Origin of the sequence: Clostridium sp. HBUAS56010, assembly GCF_007115105.1 — a bacterium.
In the GTDB taxonomy this organism is placed as follows: domain Bacteria; phylum Bacillota; class Clostridia; order Lachnospirales; family Lachnospiraceae; genus Lacrimispora.
The window spans coordinates 1-15,891 of sequence record NZ_SULJ01000002.1; the positions used below are offsets into that span (position 1 = coordinate 1).

The following is a 15,891-nucleotide window of genomic DNA, read 5'->3' on the forward strand; positions in this document are numbered from 1 at the left end:
GATAATATTGAATTATCCTCCATTCAGTATATCAAAGATTACGACAAATAAGTACAATAATTTTATACTTTTACATTATATTAACAATACTCGTCAAAATTTATTTTTTATTTTATAACAAGCATTAAAAAAAGACTGAATCTTCACCCAGTCTTCTTTCCACAACAATCCTGATTCTATAAAGTTTTATCCGTTTCATCCTTGCTATCTGCGTCTTCCGTCACTTCATTCAAAGCTTCTCCAGCCGCTACCACCTTTGCTGCATCTACGGCTGATGTATTCTCTGGAATACCTGTAATATTTAAATTCTTGGTTACTTTGGCGTCATATGTATCGGCTTTCATAATCTCAGAAAGATCCACGCCAGTTGCTTCTTTCATTGACTCAAACAATTTTGCCATTACAACCGGCACATTGCCAGCAACAGAGCCTACTCCATTACCAGAATCCCCATTGCCTCCGCCAATGATAGTGATCTTGTCAATCTGAGCCAGCGGCTCTGCAATCTTGCCCGCAATTTCAGGAAGAACTTTAATCATCATCTCAGCCATGGCAACCTTGTTGTACTTCTGGTAAGCTTCTGCCTTTTTCTCCATTGCTTCTGCTTCTGCCAAACCTCTTGCCTGGATCGCTGCAGCTTCTGCCTCACCCTTTGCCTTTATACCCTCTGCTTCCTGAAGCATGGCATACTTTTGGGCTTCTGCCTGAGCTTTTTTGGCTTCTGCCTCTTTCTCCTGCTCATACTTTCTTGCTTCTGCTTCTTTTTGCCTTCTGGATAAATCTGCGGCTGCTTTCTGCTCTACAGAATAACGGTCAGCATCAGCCTTTTTATTAATCTCAGCTTCTAAGGTCTGCTGCATAACGGCAACTTCCTTGCCCTTTAATTCCGCTTCTCTTTCGGTCTTGGCAATCTGGGCATTGACGGTTGCAGTCTGGATGGTCTTTTGCTGTTCCTGCTGCTGAATCTCATATGCCGCATCTGCCTGCGCTTTTTTAGAGTCTGATATCTGCTTTAATTCGGCTTTCTTAATCTCTAATTCATTATTTCTTGTAGCAATCTCTGTTTCTGCATTTACCCGGGCGTCATTGGCTTCTCTGTCTGCGGAGGACTGGGCAATGGCTACCTCTTTATTTGCATTGGCTTTTGCGATTGCCGCATCTTTTTTAATCTGAGAAATATTGTCAATACCAAGGTTGTTAATGACTTCATTTTCATCACGGAAGTTCTGGACATTGAAACTGACCAGTTCTATTCCCATCTTTTCCAGATCAGGGATTACATTCTCAGAAACTTTGGTAACAAACGTCTTCCTGTCACCGATCAGTTCCCGCAGCTTCATGGTACATATGATTTCTCTGACATTTCCTTCTAAAACCTCGGAAACAATTGATCCAATCTCCTCTGCACTTTTGTTTAAGAAATTCTGTGCAGCAAGGTCAATGGATACATCTTCCGCTTTAATTTTTACGTTAACAGCAGCATCCACATAGATGTTGATACAATCCTGAGTTGGTACGGGATCTTTGGTTTGAATATCAAGAGGAATCAGTTTTAAATTCAGCTTATCCAGCCTTTCTAAAAACGGGATCTTAATTCCCGCCCTACCGATTAATATCTTTGTTTTCTTTTTCAGACCGGATATAATATAGGCTGTATCCGGCGGTGCTTTTACATAACCAGATGCAAGAATTCCTAATACGGCAATAACTAAAACAATTGGCACGATTAATTCTATCATACTTTTCTCCCTTTTGTGTTTTCGAGTTTATGGATACGTGTTAAGATCCACGGAGACTGATTGTTCATAGAATTTGGTATGAAAATCAATCAATAAAGATCTCTTCTATTATTCTACCAACATTTCAGTGTATGTCAATTATAATTCCATTCCAATGGTTTCTTGATAAATATACACCGTAATTATGCTAAGAATACCTGTAATGTCTCAATTAATGCCAGAAGAATGGGCATACTGACTGCCAGTACCGATAGTTTTCCAAATATCTCAATCTGGGTTCCCACCGCTCCATATCCGGCATCTTTGCAGATTCCAGCAGCAAATTCTGCAATATAGGTAATACCAATCATTTTTACCAGCGTGGATAAATAAACATTGTTGATCTTAATATAAGACTGGATTTCTTTCATGGTATCCAGAATTGTTGAAAGTTTCCCCATACCATAGAAAAAAATAAAAAATCCTGCTGCCAGAACGATATAAGTTCCGTATTCTCCTTTGATTCCTTTGATAGAAACTGCTAAAAGCACTGCCACAATTCCTGTTATGGCTATGGTTACGACTGTCATGCTTCCCCCTTTTTTTGAGCTGCTTCTAAGGGCATAAGGGTATGCCTGCAAGGTGCTTTCCTACAATGCAAACAGATTTTTAATGGATTCAAATAGCTGATATATGTAAGGTACAAGCCAGAACAGCACCAGGACCAGCCCTGCAAGACTTGTTAGGAATGCCTGTTCTTCCCGCCCACTGTGTTTTAAAACCTGGCAGATGACGGAAACCAGGATTCCAACTGCTGCAATTTTAAAAATCAAATTGACCCCCATGCAATTCCTCCTTAATACATTACAATGGTCAGAAATAGTCCGCCCATGATTCCAAGGCTGGTATAAAGACGAGTTTTTTCCTGCTTATGCTTTCTTAAATAACCGATGGTTAAATCTAATTGTTCTAAATACAAAAGAATGTTTCTTTCCTGCATTTCCATATCCAGATACCCCAGATGCTCTCCAAGCCCCTTTAAGTTCTGCTTATCTTCCCCTGACAGACAGACTTCCTTTGGAAGTTTATCAATTTCTTCCTGCCAGACTGTAAAAAACGATTCTGACTGTTGACTGATTAATCGTTCCGAAACAGTTAAAAACAAAGCTCCAAGACTGCCGCCTGCTTTTTTTCCGGTTCGTTCAAAAGCTTCTGTCAGCGGGGAATTGGCATATACAATCTCACTTTTTAATAAAAAAATCATTTTTTTTAACTTTTCCAACGTTTTTAAACGTTCACTCCACTGGGCTGCCATATAGAATCCTAGACCCGTGGAGGAAATAATAACCAAAACCGCTCCTGCAATTTTAAACCAGGTCTTATCCATACGCCCGCTCCTGCCTGTCCCATGGAATCGTTGTCTTTACAGGTGCTTTATACAACTGGGTTCCCCTGGAATTATAAATCTGTTCAATGTTTCCAATCTTTCCATGACTGCCAAGAATGATATACCGTTCAAAAACCCGTTCTTCTACCAGCTTCCTCAGCACCGGCTTCTGCCTGATGTCGTCAATAGAACTGCCGTGAACCGTAGCAATCAGCTTGCACCCGCAGTTCATAACATATTCCATTGCCTCTAAATCCTCCCGGCTTCCAATCTCGTCTACTGCAATCACTCTTGGAGACATGGTCCGGATCAGCATCATCATACCTTTTGCCTTGGGGCAGCAATCTAAAATATCGGTCCGTATGCCCAGTTCATTCTGAGGAACGCCCTGATAGCAGGCTCCGATTTCCGACCGCTCATCCACCACTCCTACGGTAATGCCAGGATATTGACTGGAACCGTTGGAGACCTGCCTGATTAAATCTCTTAATAACGTGGTTTTACCGCACCTTGGAGGAGAGATAATCAAAGTATGGCAGATTTCTTCTCTTTCCTCATATATATAAGGGAGAACAGGAAGGGCACAGCCTTTAATCTGATGGGACAAACGGACATTAATAAAAGAGATGTATTTCATGGTTTTAATTCCGTTCTCATCTAAAATCGTCTTTCCTGCGATTCCAATCCGGTGACCGCCCTGTATGGTGATAAATCCCTGTTTCATCTCTTCTTCAAAGGCATACAGAGAATGGTTGCTCATGTATTCCATGGTTTCTCCAAGCTCACGTTTGGAAGCAATGTAAGCATTGGTCTGATCTTTGCTTAACGCCCCGTTTTCAGTCACATAAAATTCCTCATTCCGGTACAGAATCAAAAGAGGACCAGCCGCCCGGAGCCTTATTTCCTGCACTTCTTCAAAGTCTGCGGGTACCCGGTTAAGAATCTGTCTTATGTTTTTTGAAAATATATGAATAAGCTCGTCTTTTTTCTCCACCATCATCCCTCCTCTTACCTCAATATATGTAAAGAGGGACAAATTATTCCGAAAAAAAGAAGCGTATCAAACCACTTCATATTCTGTCTGAAACGCTTCTTCTGTTATTCGCTTAAAATTCTTCTTATGGACTGAATTGGCATAAAATCCACTTTGGATATCTTGATTCCGTCCTTTGGACCACTGGCATGAATCACCTTGCGGTCTCCCACATAAATCCCGATATGCCCTATGTATGAGATCAGATCTCCAGGTCTGGCACTTTCTATTCCCTCTACCGTCATTCCTGCTTGTCCCTGCTCTCCGGAAGTTCTTGGGAGATTGATTCCGAAGTTCTTATACACACTCAGGACATAACCGGAACAATCAGCACCTTCTGTCAGGCTTGTCCCACCGTATGCGTATGGATTGCCTAGAAACTGTCTGGCAAAGGATACTACCTCTTCTCCTCTTGCGGATGAGACTCCTGTTCCCGGCATGGAGGGACCTCTTACATTCATCCCAGGACCGGCAGCCGGCGCTTCAAATGGCATAGGGGGTACTAACGGAATGGTGTCGGCTTTTGCTGGGAAGCTCCCTGAAAGAGCAATTAGAAAACCAGAAAGCAAAACTCCTGTGATTTTTTTTCTCTGCATTAATTCTTCTCCCTGTCTGATATGTTTTTCATGCCATTTCCACCGCTTCTTCCAGTAAAAAGCGATGATAGGTGGCATGGTTTCCGTGAAACTTTAAATAATACCGGTAACAGTCGAAAGAGGAGTCTTCAAAAAATATAATATAGTCGCACTCTTCTTCCTCTGACTTCTCACAAATAATCCTGCCGTCTGAAAATTTACCAAACACGGTAAGAATCTCTTCCAGGGTTACTTCAGGCTTTTCTACTGTCTTAATAAATTCTCTTAAAAATCCATTATCTTCCACATTCTTATAGACGTATTCCACGCCTTCTCCAGGGATCTCAAAACAAAAGCGTTCCTGATTTTTTGTGATTCTGACAGCACCAAGCTTGTCCTTTACAGAGTCTTTAAATCCCTCCATAAATGCCTTGACCTCTTCTTTTGACTCTCCATCTATTCCAATCATGTGAAACAGAGCTGTCTCCGGGTAATAAAACCGGATTGCTTCTCTCTCGTATCCTAATTTAATCTGTACTTCTTTAATGGAATTAATGAGCATCTGCTCCAGAAACCCGTATTGCATATCCATTCTCCCAACTAAACGTCTTTTATCAGACTGCTTTCCTATCTATTATAGACAGACTGTTCCTGCCAGTCAAGCATGTTTCTTCTAAGAATGCAGTCTCCGGATAATTTTATAAATGATGACTCCTTCCATGACCAGAGGCTGGGCATGGGCAAAGAATACGATGCCCTCTGCCGGTGCCAGAATCTGACTGATTACAGTCCCTTCAAGAGGATCTAAAATCTCTGCAAGCACCTCTCCTCTGCGGACTTCCTGTCCTGGCTGAAAGTGGGGACGGTAGATTCCTGCACAGTCTGTCCGGACACTTGCAAGATCATGTTCGTGGATAACAGAAGCTATATATCCGCTGTGGCTGGAATACCGGATCATTCCCATGCGGGTCAGAAACCGGAGAACCGATGCCACTGCCATCTGAGCGGAAGGCTCATCAATCTGATCGGTACTGCTGGTGTAAACGGAAAAAGCATTGGTATCATTTAACTGCCAGTTGTAATTAAGAGTCACCTTGTCAATGGGTTTTGCTTCCCGGATAATGACATAGGGAAGACCGAATAAATTGGCAAGACTGGGGTTTTGATGACCAGTATCCATCATCCGCACATGAGGAATGAAGTCACCTGGAATATAAAAACTGGTAAACTGGATTCCATAGCTGTATTCCTTTGCCTTGTCAAAGATTCCGGCAGCGATCTGCTTTGTCGTCTCACCCTCCCTGTCACCGGGAAACATCCGGTTAATATCCGAATCATCCGTGGGCCAGAACCGTTTTCCCAGATTAATAGAAGCCGTATTAATCGTAGGAATGACCATGATCTCCTTGCCTTTTACAATGGCCCCCCGTTCTTCCAGCTCTTTTAGCCTTCTTATGAGCTGGGAACAGATATAAAGCTGCTGGATCTCATTTCCCCTGCATGCACCTATCACACAGGCAGACTTGTCTCCTTTTCCAAAATAGTAACCGTATATATCCATGTTATCACGGTAAAGGTTACTGAGCGTAATAATGGTTTCTTTTCTCATCCCTCTTCTCCCCCCAACACCCTTGCCAGTAAAGATCCGGTGGATACTACCGGATATTCTCTCAAAGTAAACACAAGTCCTGAGATGGGAGAGATAATCTCTTCTGCTACTGTTCCATTCAAAGGGTCCAGGATCTGCCCCATGGGCTGTCCTTCACAGACCGTACCTAAATGTTCCACTTTAGGAAGAAAAATTCCTGCCTTATGGGAATTGACCAGTCCCAGCTTTCTGTTTAAAGAGATCATGGGTTCTCTGGGTGTTATCGTCTCTCCCTCCCATATGCCAAGCTCTTTCATCAGACAGAAAAGCCCTTCGGTCAACTGATGCCCATAGCTTTGTGTGATCCGCATACCGGCGCCCATCTCCACAACAAATGTGGGAACTCCAATGCTGTTGAGCCCGTAAGAAAGGGTGGATTCCAACACCACAGCACTTTCATGAATCCATACCAGATCTACATTCATCAGCTTTGCATAATCAATCAGCGCTTCTGCCCGTTTTTCACTCATGCGGATCTGTGGAATCTCCCTTAGAAATATATTGCTTGCGTGAATATCCACACAAAAGTCAGAACCGGATATATCTGACATGATTCTGGAAGCAATGTGCTCTGTTACAGCTCCCTCCTCATCTCCAGGAAAAATCCGGTTCATATCTATATCAAATCCAGGTACTCCTCTGGTAATCGAATCCACTCCTAAAGGATTTAAAGCCGGATACAGGTCAACAATCCCCTTGAGATGTTCCCGGTTCTCCTGTAAAATCCGATTTAATTCATAACATACAAACTGCCCTTCCAACTCATCTCCATGAACCCCGGTCACAATGCTTAACCGTTTTTCATCCCCTTTTAACACTTCCGGCTGAATTCTGTTTTTGTATATGTTCCAGTTCTCTCCTACTGCCAGCCCTACAGATACAACCGTTTCTATCATAATCTCCCTCGCCTTTTGTTTCTCTGCTCCTAAAATACAGTTTCCCTTTTGCAAACAAAAAAGGCAACGAAAGCCCAAACAGCGCCGTTGCCTAAGAATAATATACCGTTTTTTTAACCATTTGTCAATGCGTCAACTCCCCTTGTTATGCCCAGGGCGCTTTTACTCTTTCACAATCACACCAAGATACCGTATCAGTTCCGCCGCCTGATATAAATCCACCATTGCTCCCTGCAGCTCTCTTCCATCGTCAGAAAGCATCAGTCCATGAATTGTACTTTTGGTAAAGTCCATTCCTCTTAAGGAGGTTTTGAAAAAACTGGTCTCATTTAAAATAACCTGATCCCATAAGATATCTTTAATATTGCACTGGGTAAAAAACGCCCCTTGAAACTGACTTTCCATAAAACGGATATGATCGAACCTGGATGCGTCAAAGTTGGCATAATCAAAATTAACACCGGCAGCAGAAACATGCACAAACGTGCTTCCAGATAGGTTTGTGCCAATTCCCTTTATATCTTTCAGCTCCACCCGGTTCCAGTAACTGTCCGGAAAAAAGCAGTTGGATAAATCACAGGAATGAAATCTAACATCACAGAATTCTGCCTGTTTAAAATCACAGCCCTGAATCATGCAATTTTCAAAAATCACACCATGAAAACGCATGTGGGAAAAATCTTCTTCTGTTATATTTAAGTTCTGAAACCGGACATGTCCAACCAGCTCATCAAGTTCCTTAAGCTTCCTCAATTGATCCGGCTTCTGAAAAACAGACTCTGTCTCCCCTGTAAAAACAGGGGATAGAAATTTCTGCTTCATATGTTCCCCCTTTTATCTTCTTACTTATGATACGGTTCCCCATTTATAATCCGGTAACTCCGATAGATCTGTTCCAGTAAAATAACCCGCATAAGCTGATGGGGAAATGTCATTGGGGAAAAGCTGAGCTTATAGTCTGCCCGTTTTAATACTTCTTTTGAAAGTCCCAGTGAACCACCGATGATAAAAACCAGATGGCTTGTCCCTCTTACCCCCAAAGAACTGATCTTTTCCGATAGTTCCACGGAGTTAAGCATCTCTCCTTCAATTGCCAGTGCGGTCACATAAGCACCTTCTTTGATAAAAGATATGATCCGTTCCCCCTCTTTATCCTTAATCTGGCGTTCTGCAATTTCACTGGCATTGTCCGGCGTCTTCTCGTCTGCTACCTGAATGATCTCCAGTTTGCAGTAACGGCTCAGTCTCTTTTTGTATTCATCAATGGCATCCGCAAAGAATTTCTCTTTGATTTTTCCCACTGTTATAAGCGTTATCTTCATAAAACTCCTTATCCATCAAGTTCCTTTTTCATCATGGCAATGAGAAATCTTGTTACATCTCCTGCCGATTTTTTCTGAGTGTTTTTTACCTTTTTGACCACTTTTCCCTCGGGCTTTACACTTATGTGGTAAATAATTCTTAGAAATTCCTCTGCTTCCTCCCAGGCTTCCCTGCTTTCCGGGATTAAATCAAGTCCCATCTGAAATACATGGAACATCCCATCGTATATGGAAATCCGGTGCCTGATGCCTGTCTTTTTTAAATTCTGCGCCAGTGAAAGCGTATCACTTAGAAGCACTTCGTAACTGCCTGCCTGCAAAAGAACGGGAGGAAATCCGTGGAAGTCTCCAAAGAGCGGTGAGATATAAGGATTCTCGGGAGATTCCTCTCCAAGGTAAGAAGAATGGTAAAGCATGTTGTCTCTGGAATTGCCAAACAGTGGATCAATCTCGTAGTTGGTCTGATGACTCTCTCCGCTGTTGGTTAAATCCGTCCAGGCAGACATGGTTATAAACCCACCCGGAAGAGGCAGATCATGATCTCTTAAATATAGCCCCAGTGCCAGTGCCAGACCGCCTCCGGCAGAATCGCCTGCTACCACAATGTTCTCCGGTTCATACTTTTTTTCATGGAGCAGCCACTGATAGGCTGCAACTGCATCGTGAAGCGCTGCGGGATAGGGATTCTCCGGAGCCACCCGGTAATCCGGAGTCAGTACATCACCTCCGTAGCTGATTTTGGAATAACGGACTGCAAACCTTCTATAGATATTCTTCATGGGACCAATATATCCGCCGCCGTGAAGCTGTAAGATCACCCGCCCTGTCACCACACCCTGGGGGCGCAAATACTCCATTTGAAATGATTCCAGCCCAATGATCTCATATTCATATCCAGAAGGACAGACCCATGCCGGCTCCACAGGGTTTTTCCGCAGTTCTCCAGTTCTTATTGGGTCTTTTAATGAGGTTTCCATCACGTTCTGCATCATCTCTCTCACCAGATTTCCTCTTATACTCACTTTCTTTTTTCTCATTCAGGCCAACTCCTTCCAGTCTTTAAACATGAAACCGCCGCTTTAATTCATTCTTCACACTCCGGTCCCCCAGCACAATGGTAACAGCCAGAATCAGAACCGTTACCGTAACTGCTGCTATGGTCAGAGGCGGTCTTGTAATAAGCCCTGCTGCCCACAGAATCAAAGGAATAAAACTAAACACGGTTATGGCAATCTGATACATAAAATAACTCTGCCAGTTCATCCGGTTGACCAGAATCAGAAATACCACCGCCAGATCTGCGAACAAAATGGTCGATGGAACACCATAATTCAAAGACCACCCGCTGTATCCAGAAGAATGGTCGATGGCAACCCACAATAACTGCGCTGCGCTGGTTTGTATAAGAATCTTAGACGCCAGATTGGCATGCCGCATCAGGGAATAACGGACCGTCATGGCGGCATAAGCCATCAGACCGATAACAATGACAGACCACAGGGAATCGGAATAAGTGGCATAATTAATCAGTCCTAAAACCGCCGCCATAAAAGCCATTAAGCCATAAAATAAGTTGGCAAGCTTTTTCAGCTTCTCTTTATCATAGCCAATCTCCGGATACATGCCTTTGTCTTCCTGTCTTTCTCCCACTCCATTGCTTTCCATCTGAACCGGAATTCCCTCCTCTTTTAGAAAGCCAAAGAAACAGTTCGGAAGTCTGACATCGTGAAACACCGAAGTAAAGGTAACGATCACCTCATCTTTATAGGAACAGACTGCACATTTAAGCGGCTGTCTTTTGGACACACCAATCAACATATGAAACCGTTCAATATCGTCTTTATATTCATCTAAAATGTCTATGGGTCCAATGTTTGACAGGGTCATGGTATAAGCCTTATCATTCTTTCGGAAAATCAGATTCATTGCTCCCCATTTAATAAAAAGGGGGGCAATACGCAGATACCATTTTTTTTCATTGGAAACATTATAGGAGATCACTTCCTCCATCTTTTCCTTTGTGATCTTTTCATCCATCTGCAGACTGACCGTCTTTAATATCTCTTCAAAGGTATGCTCTTTGCCGTCGGATAAAAATTCAATGAGAGTGACTGCAAAAAAGTTCGCCATGGTCTTGGAATCAAAAAGGGTCCGCAGGTTAATGGGAATGCTGATTCCAATAGGTTCTTCCCAGGATTTTTTTTCTAAATATTCCACATAAACAGACCAGATAAGAGCGGCAGTAAGGAACCTGGTGATACTCACTCCATAACGCTTTGCTGTCTGTTTTAATTCCTTTAACCCAACATAGCCATGAATGACATTCTCTTCATCAAGAGGAAGATACTCTCCTTTGATATGAAATGCTTTTTTTGAACTGTACCTGGCTTTTACCACCTTTTTATAATGACGGACATAACTGTCTTCCACATTCATGGAAAGATCAGAGGGAATCTTTTGGAAAAGCTTGTGTCCCGGTTTTAAACCTCTCTCAATATCCAGATAGCGGTAAACAAGCGCCTTAAGGAAATTCACCGCCCCAAGCCCATCGGTAATTGCGTGAAACACTTCCAGATTAATCCGCCTGTCATAGTAACTGACCCGGAATAAAAACTGGTGGCTGCTTCTTGGATCAATGTATTTGCATGGATAAGTGGTCTCCCGCTCAATCACTGGCATTCGCTTATTATTCTCCAGATAGTACCAGAAAAATCCTCTTCCGAGCCTTACGGAAAATCCCTCAAACTGAGGCAGTATCTCTTCCAATGCTCTCTGCAGGGTTCCCGGATCTATTTCCTCCATTAAAGTGGCAGAGAGCCGGAAAACACTGCTCAAATTTTCACTTGCTATCACGGGAAAGATCTTGGCTGTATTATCAAGTCTTCTCCATCTTTCCCCCTGGGGGCTTCGTTTCATACCGTCTGTGCCTCTTTTCTCTTCTTACGATAATAAAGGCGGATTCCCCGGCAACCGGCAGGAAATCCGCCCCATTGTTCAGACGCGGAAATAATATCCTACGCCCCATTTGGTATGCACATATTTGGGATCGCTGGGACTTGGCTCAATCTTCTCCCTGAGACGGCGGACATGAACATCCACCGTACGGACATCTCCCGTATCCATGGCTTTGTTGCCCCATACAAAAGTAAGAAGCTGTTCCCGGCTGTATACCTTGCCTGCATTGCAGGTAAGAAGTTCCAGTAAATCAAATTCCTTTGCCGTTAAATTAATCTCTTTCTCTCCAATGAATACCCGTCTGCTGTCCCGGTCCAGTTTTAAATCTCCTGCCGTAACAAGCCGGTTCTCATTCTGCTGCTCCCGCCTGCTCTTCTTGGCATTCCGGCGCATAATCGCCTTGATCCTTGCCTTTACCTCCAGAATGTTAAAGGGCTTTGTAATATAATCGTCCGCACCGTATTCCAGCCCTAAGATCTTATCCATATCATTGCCTTTTGCCGTAAGCATAATAATAGGCATCTCCGAAAACTCACGGATTGCCTGACAGACTTCATAGCCGTCAAACTCCGGAAGCATCACATCCAGAAGTACCACATCATACTCCTTCTGCTTTGCTAAATCTATGGCTTCCTTTCCATCATACGCACAGTCCACTTCCATGCCATCCTGCTCCAGACTGAAGCGAATTCCTTTTACAATCAGTTTTTCATCATCAACTACTAAAACACTTGCCATCTCACACCTCTGTCTTCAATCTCAAACCGTTATGTTGTCTTTTATCTTCTGAAATGCTGAATCCTTGATCCCTGGTACCTTCATAATATCCTCAATCTTTTTAAATCCGCCATGGCTTTCCCGGTATCGTATGATATCCTCTGCTCTGGACTGCCCGATGCCCCGTAAGGTCATCAGCTCTTCCCTGGCGGCTGTATTTAAATTTACCTGTGATTGTTCCTTTGGAGAATCTCCCTGGAATGGCGGTTTTAAACGGGCTTCTTCCTTGCTGAGGACGACGATCTTCATGCCGTCTTTTACCCGTTCTGCCATATTAAGACTTTCTGCGGCTGCGTTCTGAGTCAGTCCTCCCGCCTGATCCACTGCTTCAAACACGCGGCTTCCTTCTGAAAGCTGGTAGACTCCCGGGGAGGCAACTTCTCCGCAGATATGTACATAGCAGGGCGGTGATTGTGTTTCTTCCCGGTCTTTTTCTTCAAAAGAACCGGCAGACCCAGGATTAAGACCTGCTTCTGCCAGCTCCTTACCAGCTTCTTCGTTCTCATCAGCCAGATAAAGAAGTGACTCCTCAACTGCCGCAGTTCTCTGACTTCTGCTGAAACTATAACACAATCCAGAAACCAAAACGCATACAACAATGACTGCAATCTTCACTTTTTTGTATTTCATGATATCCTCCTGTCTGCATAATCATGCAAATGGGATACCACCTTCAGCCTATGCTACTATTCTACCGAAAGACATAGGCAAATACAAGCACTATTTCCAAATTAATTAAATATCATGATTCCGATGATTGCAACAACAGCACCCAGAAGTTTCTTCCATTCAAAGCCTGCTTTATCCACCCCGAACAGGCCAAAAAGTTCAATTCCATAAGCCACAAGAATCTGGGATACAACAATGACAAGAGCAGCCTTCGCCGGTCCCAGTGTTCCCATACTTCTAATTACCGTATAAGTAATAAATGCACCTATAATTCCTCCAAGAAGCAGGTATTTCGGCTGAACTTCCAAAAGGCTTCCAATATTTTCCCTTCCTGAAAAATACCACAATATAATACAGGTGAGAAATGCTGTAAGCTGGACCCAGCCAGTAGATACCCACATGCTGGTCTGTTTGGTCACTCCTGTATTCAAAACGCCCTGAATGCTCATAAGTGCCCCGGATATAAGGGCGATCACAAAGCCTGTCATAGATAACCTCCATTTTTGTATTTTTCTTCTATATCCTAGGTTGTGCTTTATCTGCTTTTTTATGCAAATATTATCATTTGACACGACTTGACAATTCTTTTTATATGAGCTATACTCACAGAAAATCATATAACGTTCACACGCTAGGGGAGCCTTGGGCTGAGATTGGTAAAAACCAAACCCTCACTACTTGAACCGGATAATGCCGGCGGAAGGAAGCTATTTCGGTCCCCTCCTGCGCAAAAAGGAGGTATTTTTATGTCATTTTTTCTAACCTATTCTGCGGAGGATGCAGAATACATATTAAAACCCGGAGGGTATGCGGCTGTTCTTATTTTGCTTGCTGCAATCTTCTTTGGATTCCAGTTTCTGTCAAAATCCCAGGATAAATCAAAAACACAGAGAACCAGGGAGATGGTATGCTGTGCAGGTGCTATGGCGCTTGCCCTTGTCACTTCGTTTATTAAATTTGCTTCTCTGCCTTTTGGCGGCTCCATCACCTTATTTTCCATGATGTTCATCTGTCTTACCGGATATGTATTCGGCTTAAAGACTGGAATCATGACCGGCGTCGCTTACGGAATTCTTCAATTTATTATGGGACCTTATATCTATGCCCCCCTGCAGGTACTTTTGGACTATCCGGTTGCTTTTGGCGCTCTGGGACTTTCCGGATTGTTCTTTAACAAAAAACACGGTCTGGTTCTGGGATATATCGCTGGTGTACTTGGCCGGTATGTGTTCCATGTCCTGTCCGGTTACATTTTTTTCGCAGCTTATGCGCCGGAAGGAAGCAATCCTATGATTTATACTCTGTTGTACAATGCCACCTACATTGTTCCAGAACTGGTCCTCACCATTATCATCTTATATATGCCACCTGTGCTCAATGCCATCAATCAGGTCAAGCGACAGGCAGTGAACGGCTAAATAAAAACGGTATCTTCCACTGGAATCAGACCCAGAGAAGATACCGTTTTTTTATTTTTTAATCTTACGGTTATAGAGACGAAGTGCAGTAAGAAGTGCACCCACTGCGCAGATCAGGGCAGCAATTATATAGACCCACTTCATTCCATAAATGAAAATATCATCTCGCCCCACAATGTAATTTGTAACATTATAACCAATCTTATGGCTCATACGGCTGTATAAAATCACCACTGCAAAGGATACTCCGCTGATCATTCCCAGATTCCGGATCAGTGCATTGACACTGCCGCATATTCCAAGCATGTTCTTTGGAGCCGTTGACATGGTAAGGGAATTGTTAGGGGATTGAAACAATCCATTTCCCACAGACATAATTGCCAGGTATGCAATCAGATAACCAAGATCAGACGTTTCTGTCAATGTGGACATCAGCCCCAGACCAATTCCGGTAAATATCAGCCCCAAAAAGGTGAGAATCTCTGATCCGATTTTATCAGACAAATGACCGCTTACCGGTGCCACCACTGCCAGGACCACAGGAGATACCATAAGAATAATACCCGTAAATGCAGGAGAATATTTTAAAGTATCCTGAAGGTAAAACGGCAGAATAATGGTGGAACTGCTGATTGCCACAAAGGATAAGAATGCACACAATATACTGATGGAAAACAGGCTGTTCTTAAATAAGGACAGGGGCAGAAGGGGCACCTTTGTTCTGTTTTCCAGAAAAAGAAACAGGGGAAATGAAACCAGAAACACAAGGACTCCTGCCACAATAACCGGATTTCCATATCCATAACTTTTTCCTAAAATCAGGGACAAAAATAACGAAGCGATGGAAATGCAAAAGAGAACTGCCCCTTTTACATCGAATTTCTCTCCAGTTGCCTTTCCTGCTTTGGGAAGTGTTCGAATTCCCAGAGCATACACGATAATTCCAATTGGTACATTAATTAAGAAAATATATTCCCATGCAAAAGAGTGGATAATCAGCCCGCCCAGAGGAGGTCCCGCCATGGAACCAAGTGCCACGGAGGTTCCGGATATTCCCAGCGCTTTTCCTCTTTCATGAACCGGAAACACCTCTGTTATAATTCCCTGATTGGTTCCCATGGCAGCCGCTGCCCCAAGTCCCTGTATTGCCCTGGAAATAATAAGCTGCAGAAAGCTGTTGGATATACCGCACAGCAAAGAACCTGCCGTAAACACCAGAACACCATATAAAAAGATTCTTGTCTTTCCAACAATATCTCCCAGACGTCCAAAGATCAAAATCGTTCCTACCACCACCAGCAGATAGATGGTAACAACCCAGGCAATGGATTCCGAGCTGACCAACAGAATATGGGACATCTGAGGAAGTGCCACATTCACAATACTGCTGTCCAAAGTAGCCATAAAGGTAAGTAAAACAACGTTAATTAAGATCAGCATACGGTTTTTGTATACTTTTTCATTTGATTCTTCCATGTTATTTCTCCATTCCG

At 43.1% G+C, this 15,891-nt stretch carries 18 protein-coding genes and 1 riboswitch; of the genes, 1 reads left to right on the top strand and 17 read right to left on the bottom strand.

From position 1 onward, the window contains the following. Window positions 1–176: 176 nt before the first annotated feature. The 16 genes from FAY33_RS04600 to FAY33_RS04675 all read right to left on the bottom strand — a co-directional run bounded on the left by FAY33_RS04600 (window position 177) and on the right by FAY33_RS04675 (window position 13,468). Entirely contained in the window at window positions 177–1,739 is a 1,563-nt protein-coding gene (locus FAY33_RS04600; protein ID WP_143319613.1) for a flotillin family protein, read from the bottom strand. A gap of 182 nt (window positions 1,740–1,921) precedes the next feature. Next, window positions 1,922–2,308, bottom strand: a complete 387-nt coding sequence (spoIIIAD, locus tag FAY33_RS04605) for a stage III sporulation protein AD (protein ID WP_143319614.1) — start codon at window positions 2,306–2,308, stop codon at window positions 1,922–1,924. A gap of 60 nt (window positions 2,309–2,368) precedes the next feature. After that, window positions 2,369–2,563 carry a stage III sporulation protein AC gene (gene spoIIIAC, locus FAY33_RS04610; RefSeq protein WP_024838702.1) on the bottom strand — a complete coding sequence of 65 codons (195 nt, stop codon included), beginning with the start codon at window positions 2,561–2,563 and terminating at the stop codon, window positions 2,369–2,371. Between the two features lie 11 nt (window positions 2,564–2,574). Continuing rightward, a complete protein-coding gene (locus FAY33_RS04615; protein ID WP_143319615.1) occupies window positions 2,575–3,105 on the bottom strand; it encodes a stage III sporulation protein AB in 531 nt (176 codons plus the stop codon). Continuing rightward, the gene (spoIIIAA, locus tag FAY33_RS04620; protein WP_347562656.1) at window positions 3,098–4,105 is read right to left on the bottom strand and encodes a stage III sporulation protein AA; all 1,008 of its coding nucleotides are present in this window, start codon (window positions 4,103–4,105) and stop codon (window positions 3,098–3,100) included. The genes FAY33_RS04615 and spoIIIAA overlap by 8 nt, the downstream gene beginning before the upstream one ends. A 98-nt stretch (window positions 4,106–4,203) precedes the next feature. Next, on the bottom strand, window positions 4,204–4,734 hold the full coding sequence (locus FAY33_RS04625) for a C40 family peptidase (protein ID WP_243126592.1): 531 nt from the start codon (window positions 4,732–4,734) through the stop codon (window positions 4,204–4,206). Window positions 4,735–4,762: 28 nt separating this feature from the next. Further along, window positions 4,763–5,299: a DUF3877 family protein gene (locus FAY33_RS04630; protein ID WP_185967487.1), complete on the bottom strand. Its 537-nt coding sequence runs from the start codon at window positions 5,297–5,299 to the stop codon at window positions 4,763–4,765. A gap of 87 nt (window positions 5,300–5,386) precedes the next feature. Further along, entirely contained in the window at window positions 5,387–6,322 is a 936-nt protein-coding gene (locus FAY33_RS04635) for a M14 family metallopeptidase (RefSeq protein ID WP_143319618.1), read from the bottom strand. Next, the gene (locus FAY33_RS04640; RefSeq protein ID WP_143319619.1) at window positions 6,319–7,257 is read right to left on the bottom strand and encodes a M14 family metallopeptidase; all 939 of its coding nucleotides are present in this window, start codon (window positions 7,255–7,257) and stop codon (window positions 6,319–6,321) included. The genes FAY33_RS04635 and FAY33_RS04640 overlap by 4 nt, the downstream gene beginning before the upstream one ends. 162 nt (window positions 7,258–7,419) lie before the next feature. After that, on the bottom strand, window positions 7,420–8,079 hold the full coding sequence (locus tag FAY33_RS04645; protein WP_143319620.1) for a pentapeptide repeat-containing protein: 660 nt from the start codon (window positions 8,077–8,079) through the stop codon (window positions 7,420–7,422). A gap of 20 nt (window positions 8,080–8,099) precedes the next feature. Further along, entirely contained in the window at window positions 8,100–8,579 is a 480-nt protein-coding gene (gene rlmH, locus FAY33_RS04650; RefSeq protein WP_143319621.1) for a 23S rRNA (pseudouridine(1915)-N(3))-methyltransferase RlmH, read from the bottom strand. 8 nt (window positions 8,580–8,587) lie between these two features. Further along, window positions 8,588–9,616, bottom strand: a complete 1,029-nt coding sequence (locus tag FAY33_RS04655) for an alpha/beta hydrolase (RefSeq protein WP_143319622.1) — start codon at window positions 9,614–9,616, stop codon at window positions 8,588–8,590. A gap of 22 nt (window positions 9,617–9,638) precedes the next feature. Beyond that, on the bottom strand, window positions 9,639–11,495 hold the full coding sequence (locus FAY33_RS04660) for a DUF6320 domain-containing protein (protein ID WP_143319623.1): 1,857 nt from the start codon (window positions 11,493–11,495) through the stop codon (window positions 9,639–9,641). A 78-nt stretch (window positions 11,496–11,573) separates the two neighbouring features. Further along, the gene (locus tag FAY33_RS04665) at window positions 11,574–12,272 is read right to left on the bottom strand and encodes a response regulator transcription factor (protein WP_143319624.1); all 699 of its coding nucleotides are present in this window, start codon (window positions 12,270–12,272) and stop codon (window positions 11,574–11,576) included. A 21-nt stretch (window positions 12,273–12,293) separates the two neighbouring features. After that, on the bottom strand, window positions 12,294–12,941 hold the full coding sequence (locus FAY33_RS04670; protein ID WP_143319625.1) for a helix-hairpin-helix domain-containing protein: 648 nt from the start codon (window positions 12,939–12,941) through the stop codon (window positions 12,294–12,296). A gap of 101 nt (window positions 12,942–13,042) precedes the next feature. After that, window positions 13,043–13,468, bottom strand: a complete 426-nt coding sequence (locus FAY33_RS04675; protein ID WP_143319626.1) for a DMT family transporter — start codon at window positions 13,466–13,468, stop codon at window positions 13,043–13,045. Window positions 13,469–13,603: 135 nt separating this feature from the next. Then, window positions 13,604–13,702: riboswitch (TPP riboswitch) on the top strand. 24 nt (window positions 13,703–13,726) lie between these two features. Between FAY33_RS04675 and thiT the strand changes: the two genes are divergently transcribed. Continuing rightward, window positions 13,727–14,398 (top strand): energy-coupled thiamine transporter ThiT, encoded by a 672-nt coding sequence (gene thiT / locus FAY33_RS04680; protein ID WP_143319627.1) that lies wholly within the window; start codon window positions 13,727–13,729, stop codon window positions 14,396–14,398. A 51-nt stretch (window positions 14,399–14,449) separates the two neighbouring features. Here thiT and FAY33_RS04685 read toward each other — a convergent pair whose 3' ends face one another. Continuing rightward, window positions 14,450–15,874 (bottom strand): MFS transporter, encoded by a 1,425-nt coding sequence (locus tag FAY33_RS04685; protein WP_143319628.1) that lies wholly within the window; start codon window positions 15,872–15,874, stop codon window positions 14,450–14,452. Window positions 15,875–15,891: the final 17 nt, after the last annotated feature.

Excerpts from the sequence above, each read along its gene's own strand:
- FAY33_RS04600 (WP_143319613.1), bottom strand. The coding sequence starts at position 1,739 with ATGATAGAATTAATCGTGCCAATTGTTTTAGTTATTGCCGTATTAGGA.
- spoIIIAD (WP_143319614.1), bottom strand. The coding sequence starts at position 2,308 with ATGACAGTCGTAACCATAGCCATAACAGGAATTGTGGCAGTGCTTTTA.
- spoIIIAC (WP_024838702.1), bottom strand. The coding sequence starts at position 2,563 with ATGGGGGTCAATTTGATTTTTAAAATTGCAGCAGTTGGAATCCTGGTT.
- FAY33_RS04615 (WP_143319615.1), bottom strand. The coding sequence starts at position 3,105 with ATGGATAAGACCTGGTTTAAAATTGCAGGAGCGGTTTTGGTTATTATT.
- spoIIIAA (WP_347562656.1), bottom strand. The coding sequence starts at position 4,105 with ATGATGGTGGAGAAAAAAGACGAGCTTATTCATATATTTTCAAAAAAC.
- FAY33_RS04625 (WP_243126592.1), bottom strand. The coding sequence starts at position 4,734 with ATGCAGAGAAAAAAAATCACAGGAGTTTTGCTTTCTGGTTTTCTAATT.
- FAY33_RS04630 (WP_185967487.1), bottom strand. The coding sequence starts at position 5,299 with ATGCAATACGGGTTTCTGGAGCAGATGCTCATTAATTCCATTAAAGAA.
- FAY33_RS04635 (WP_143319618.1), bottom strand. The coding sequence starts at position 6,322 with ATGAGAAAAGAAACCATTATTACGCTCAGTAACCTTTACCGTGATAAC.
- FAY33_RS04640 (WP_143319619.1), bottom strand. The coding sequence starts at position 7,257 with ATGATAGAAACGGTTGTATCTGTAGGGCTGGCAGTAGGAGAGAACTGG.
- FAY33_RS04645 (WP_143319620.1), bottom strand. The coding sequence starts at position 8,079 with ATGAAGCAGAAATTTCTATCCCCTGTTTTTACAGGGGAGACAGAGTCT.
- rlmH (WP_143319621.1), bottom strand. The coding sequence starts at position 8,579 with ATGAAGATAACGCTTATAACAGTGGGAAAAATCAAAGAGAAATTCTTT.
- FAY33_RS04655 (WP_143319622.1), bottom strand. The coding sequence starts at position 9,616 with ATGAGAAAAAAGAAAGTGAGTATAAGAGGAAATCTGGTGAGAGAGATG.
- FAY33_RS04660 (WP_143319623.1), bottom strand. The coding sequence starts at position 11,495 with ATGAAACGAAGCCCCCAGGGGGAAAGATGGAGAAGACTTGATAATACA.
- FAY33_RS04665 (WP_143319624.1), bottom strand. The coding sequence starts at position 12,272 with ATGGCAAGTGTTTTAGTAGTTGATGATGAAAAACTGATTGTAAAAGGA.
- FAY33_RS04670 (WP_143319625.1), bottom strand. The coding sequence starts at position 12,941 with ATGAAATACAAAAAAGTGAAGATTGCAGTCATTGTTGTATGCGTTTTG.
- FAY33_RS04675 (WP_143319626.1), bottom strand. The coding sequence starts at position 13,468 with ATGACAGGCTTTGTGATCGCCCTTATATCCGGGGCACTTATGAGCATT.
- thiT (WP_143319627.1), top strand. The coding sequence starts at position 13,727 with ATGTCATTTTTTCTAACCTATTCTGCGGAGGATGCAGAATACATATTA.
- FAY33_RS04685 (WP_143319628.1), bottom strand. The coding sequence starts at position 15,874 with ATGGAAGAATCAAATGAAAAAGTATACAAAAACCGTATGCTGATCTTA.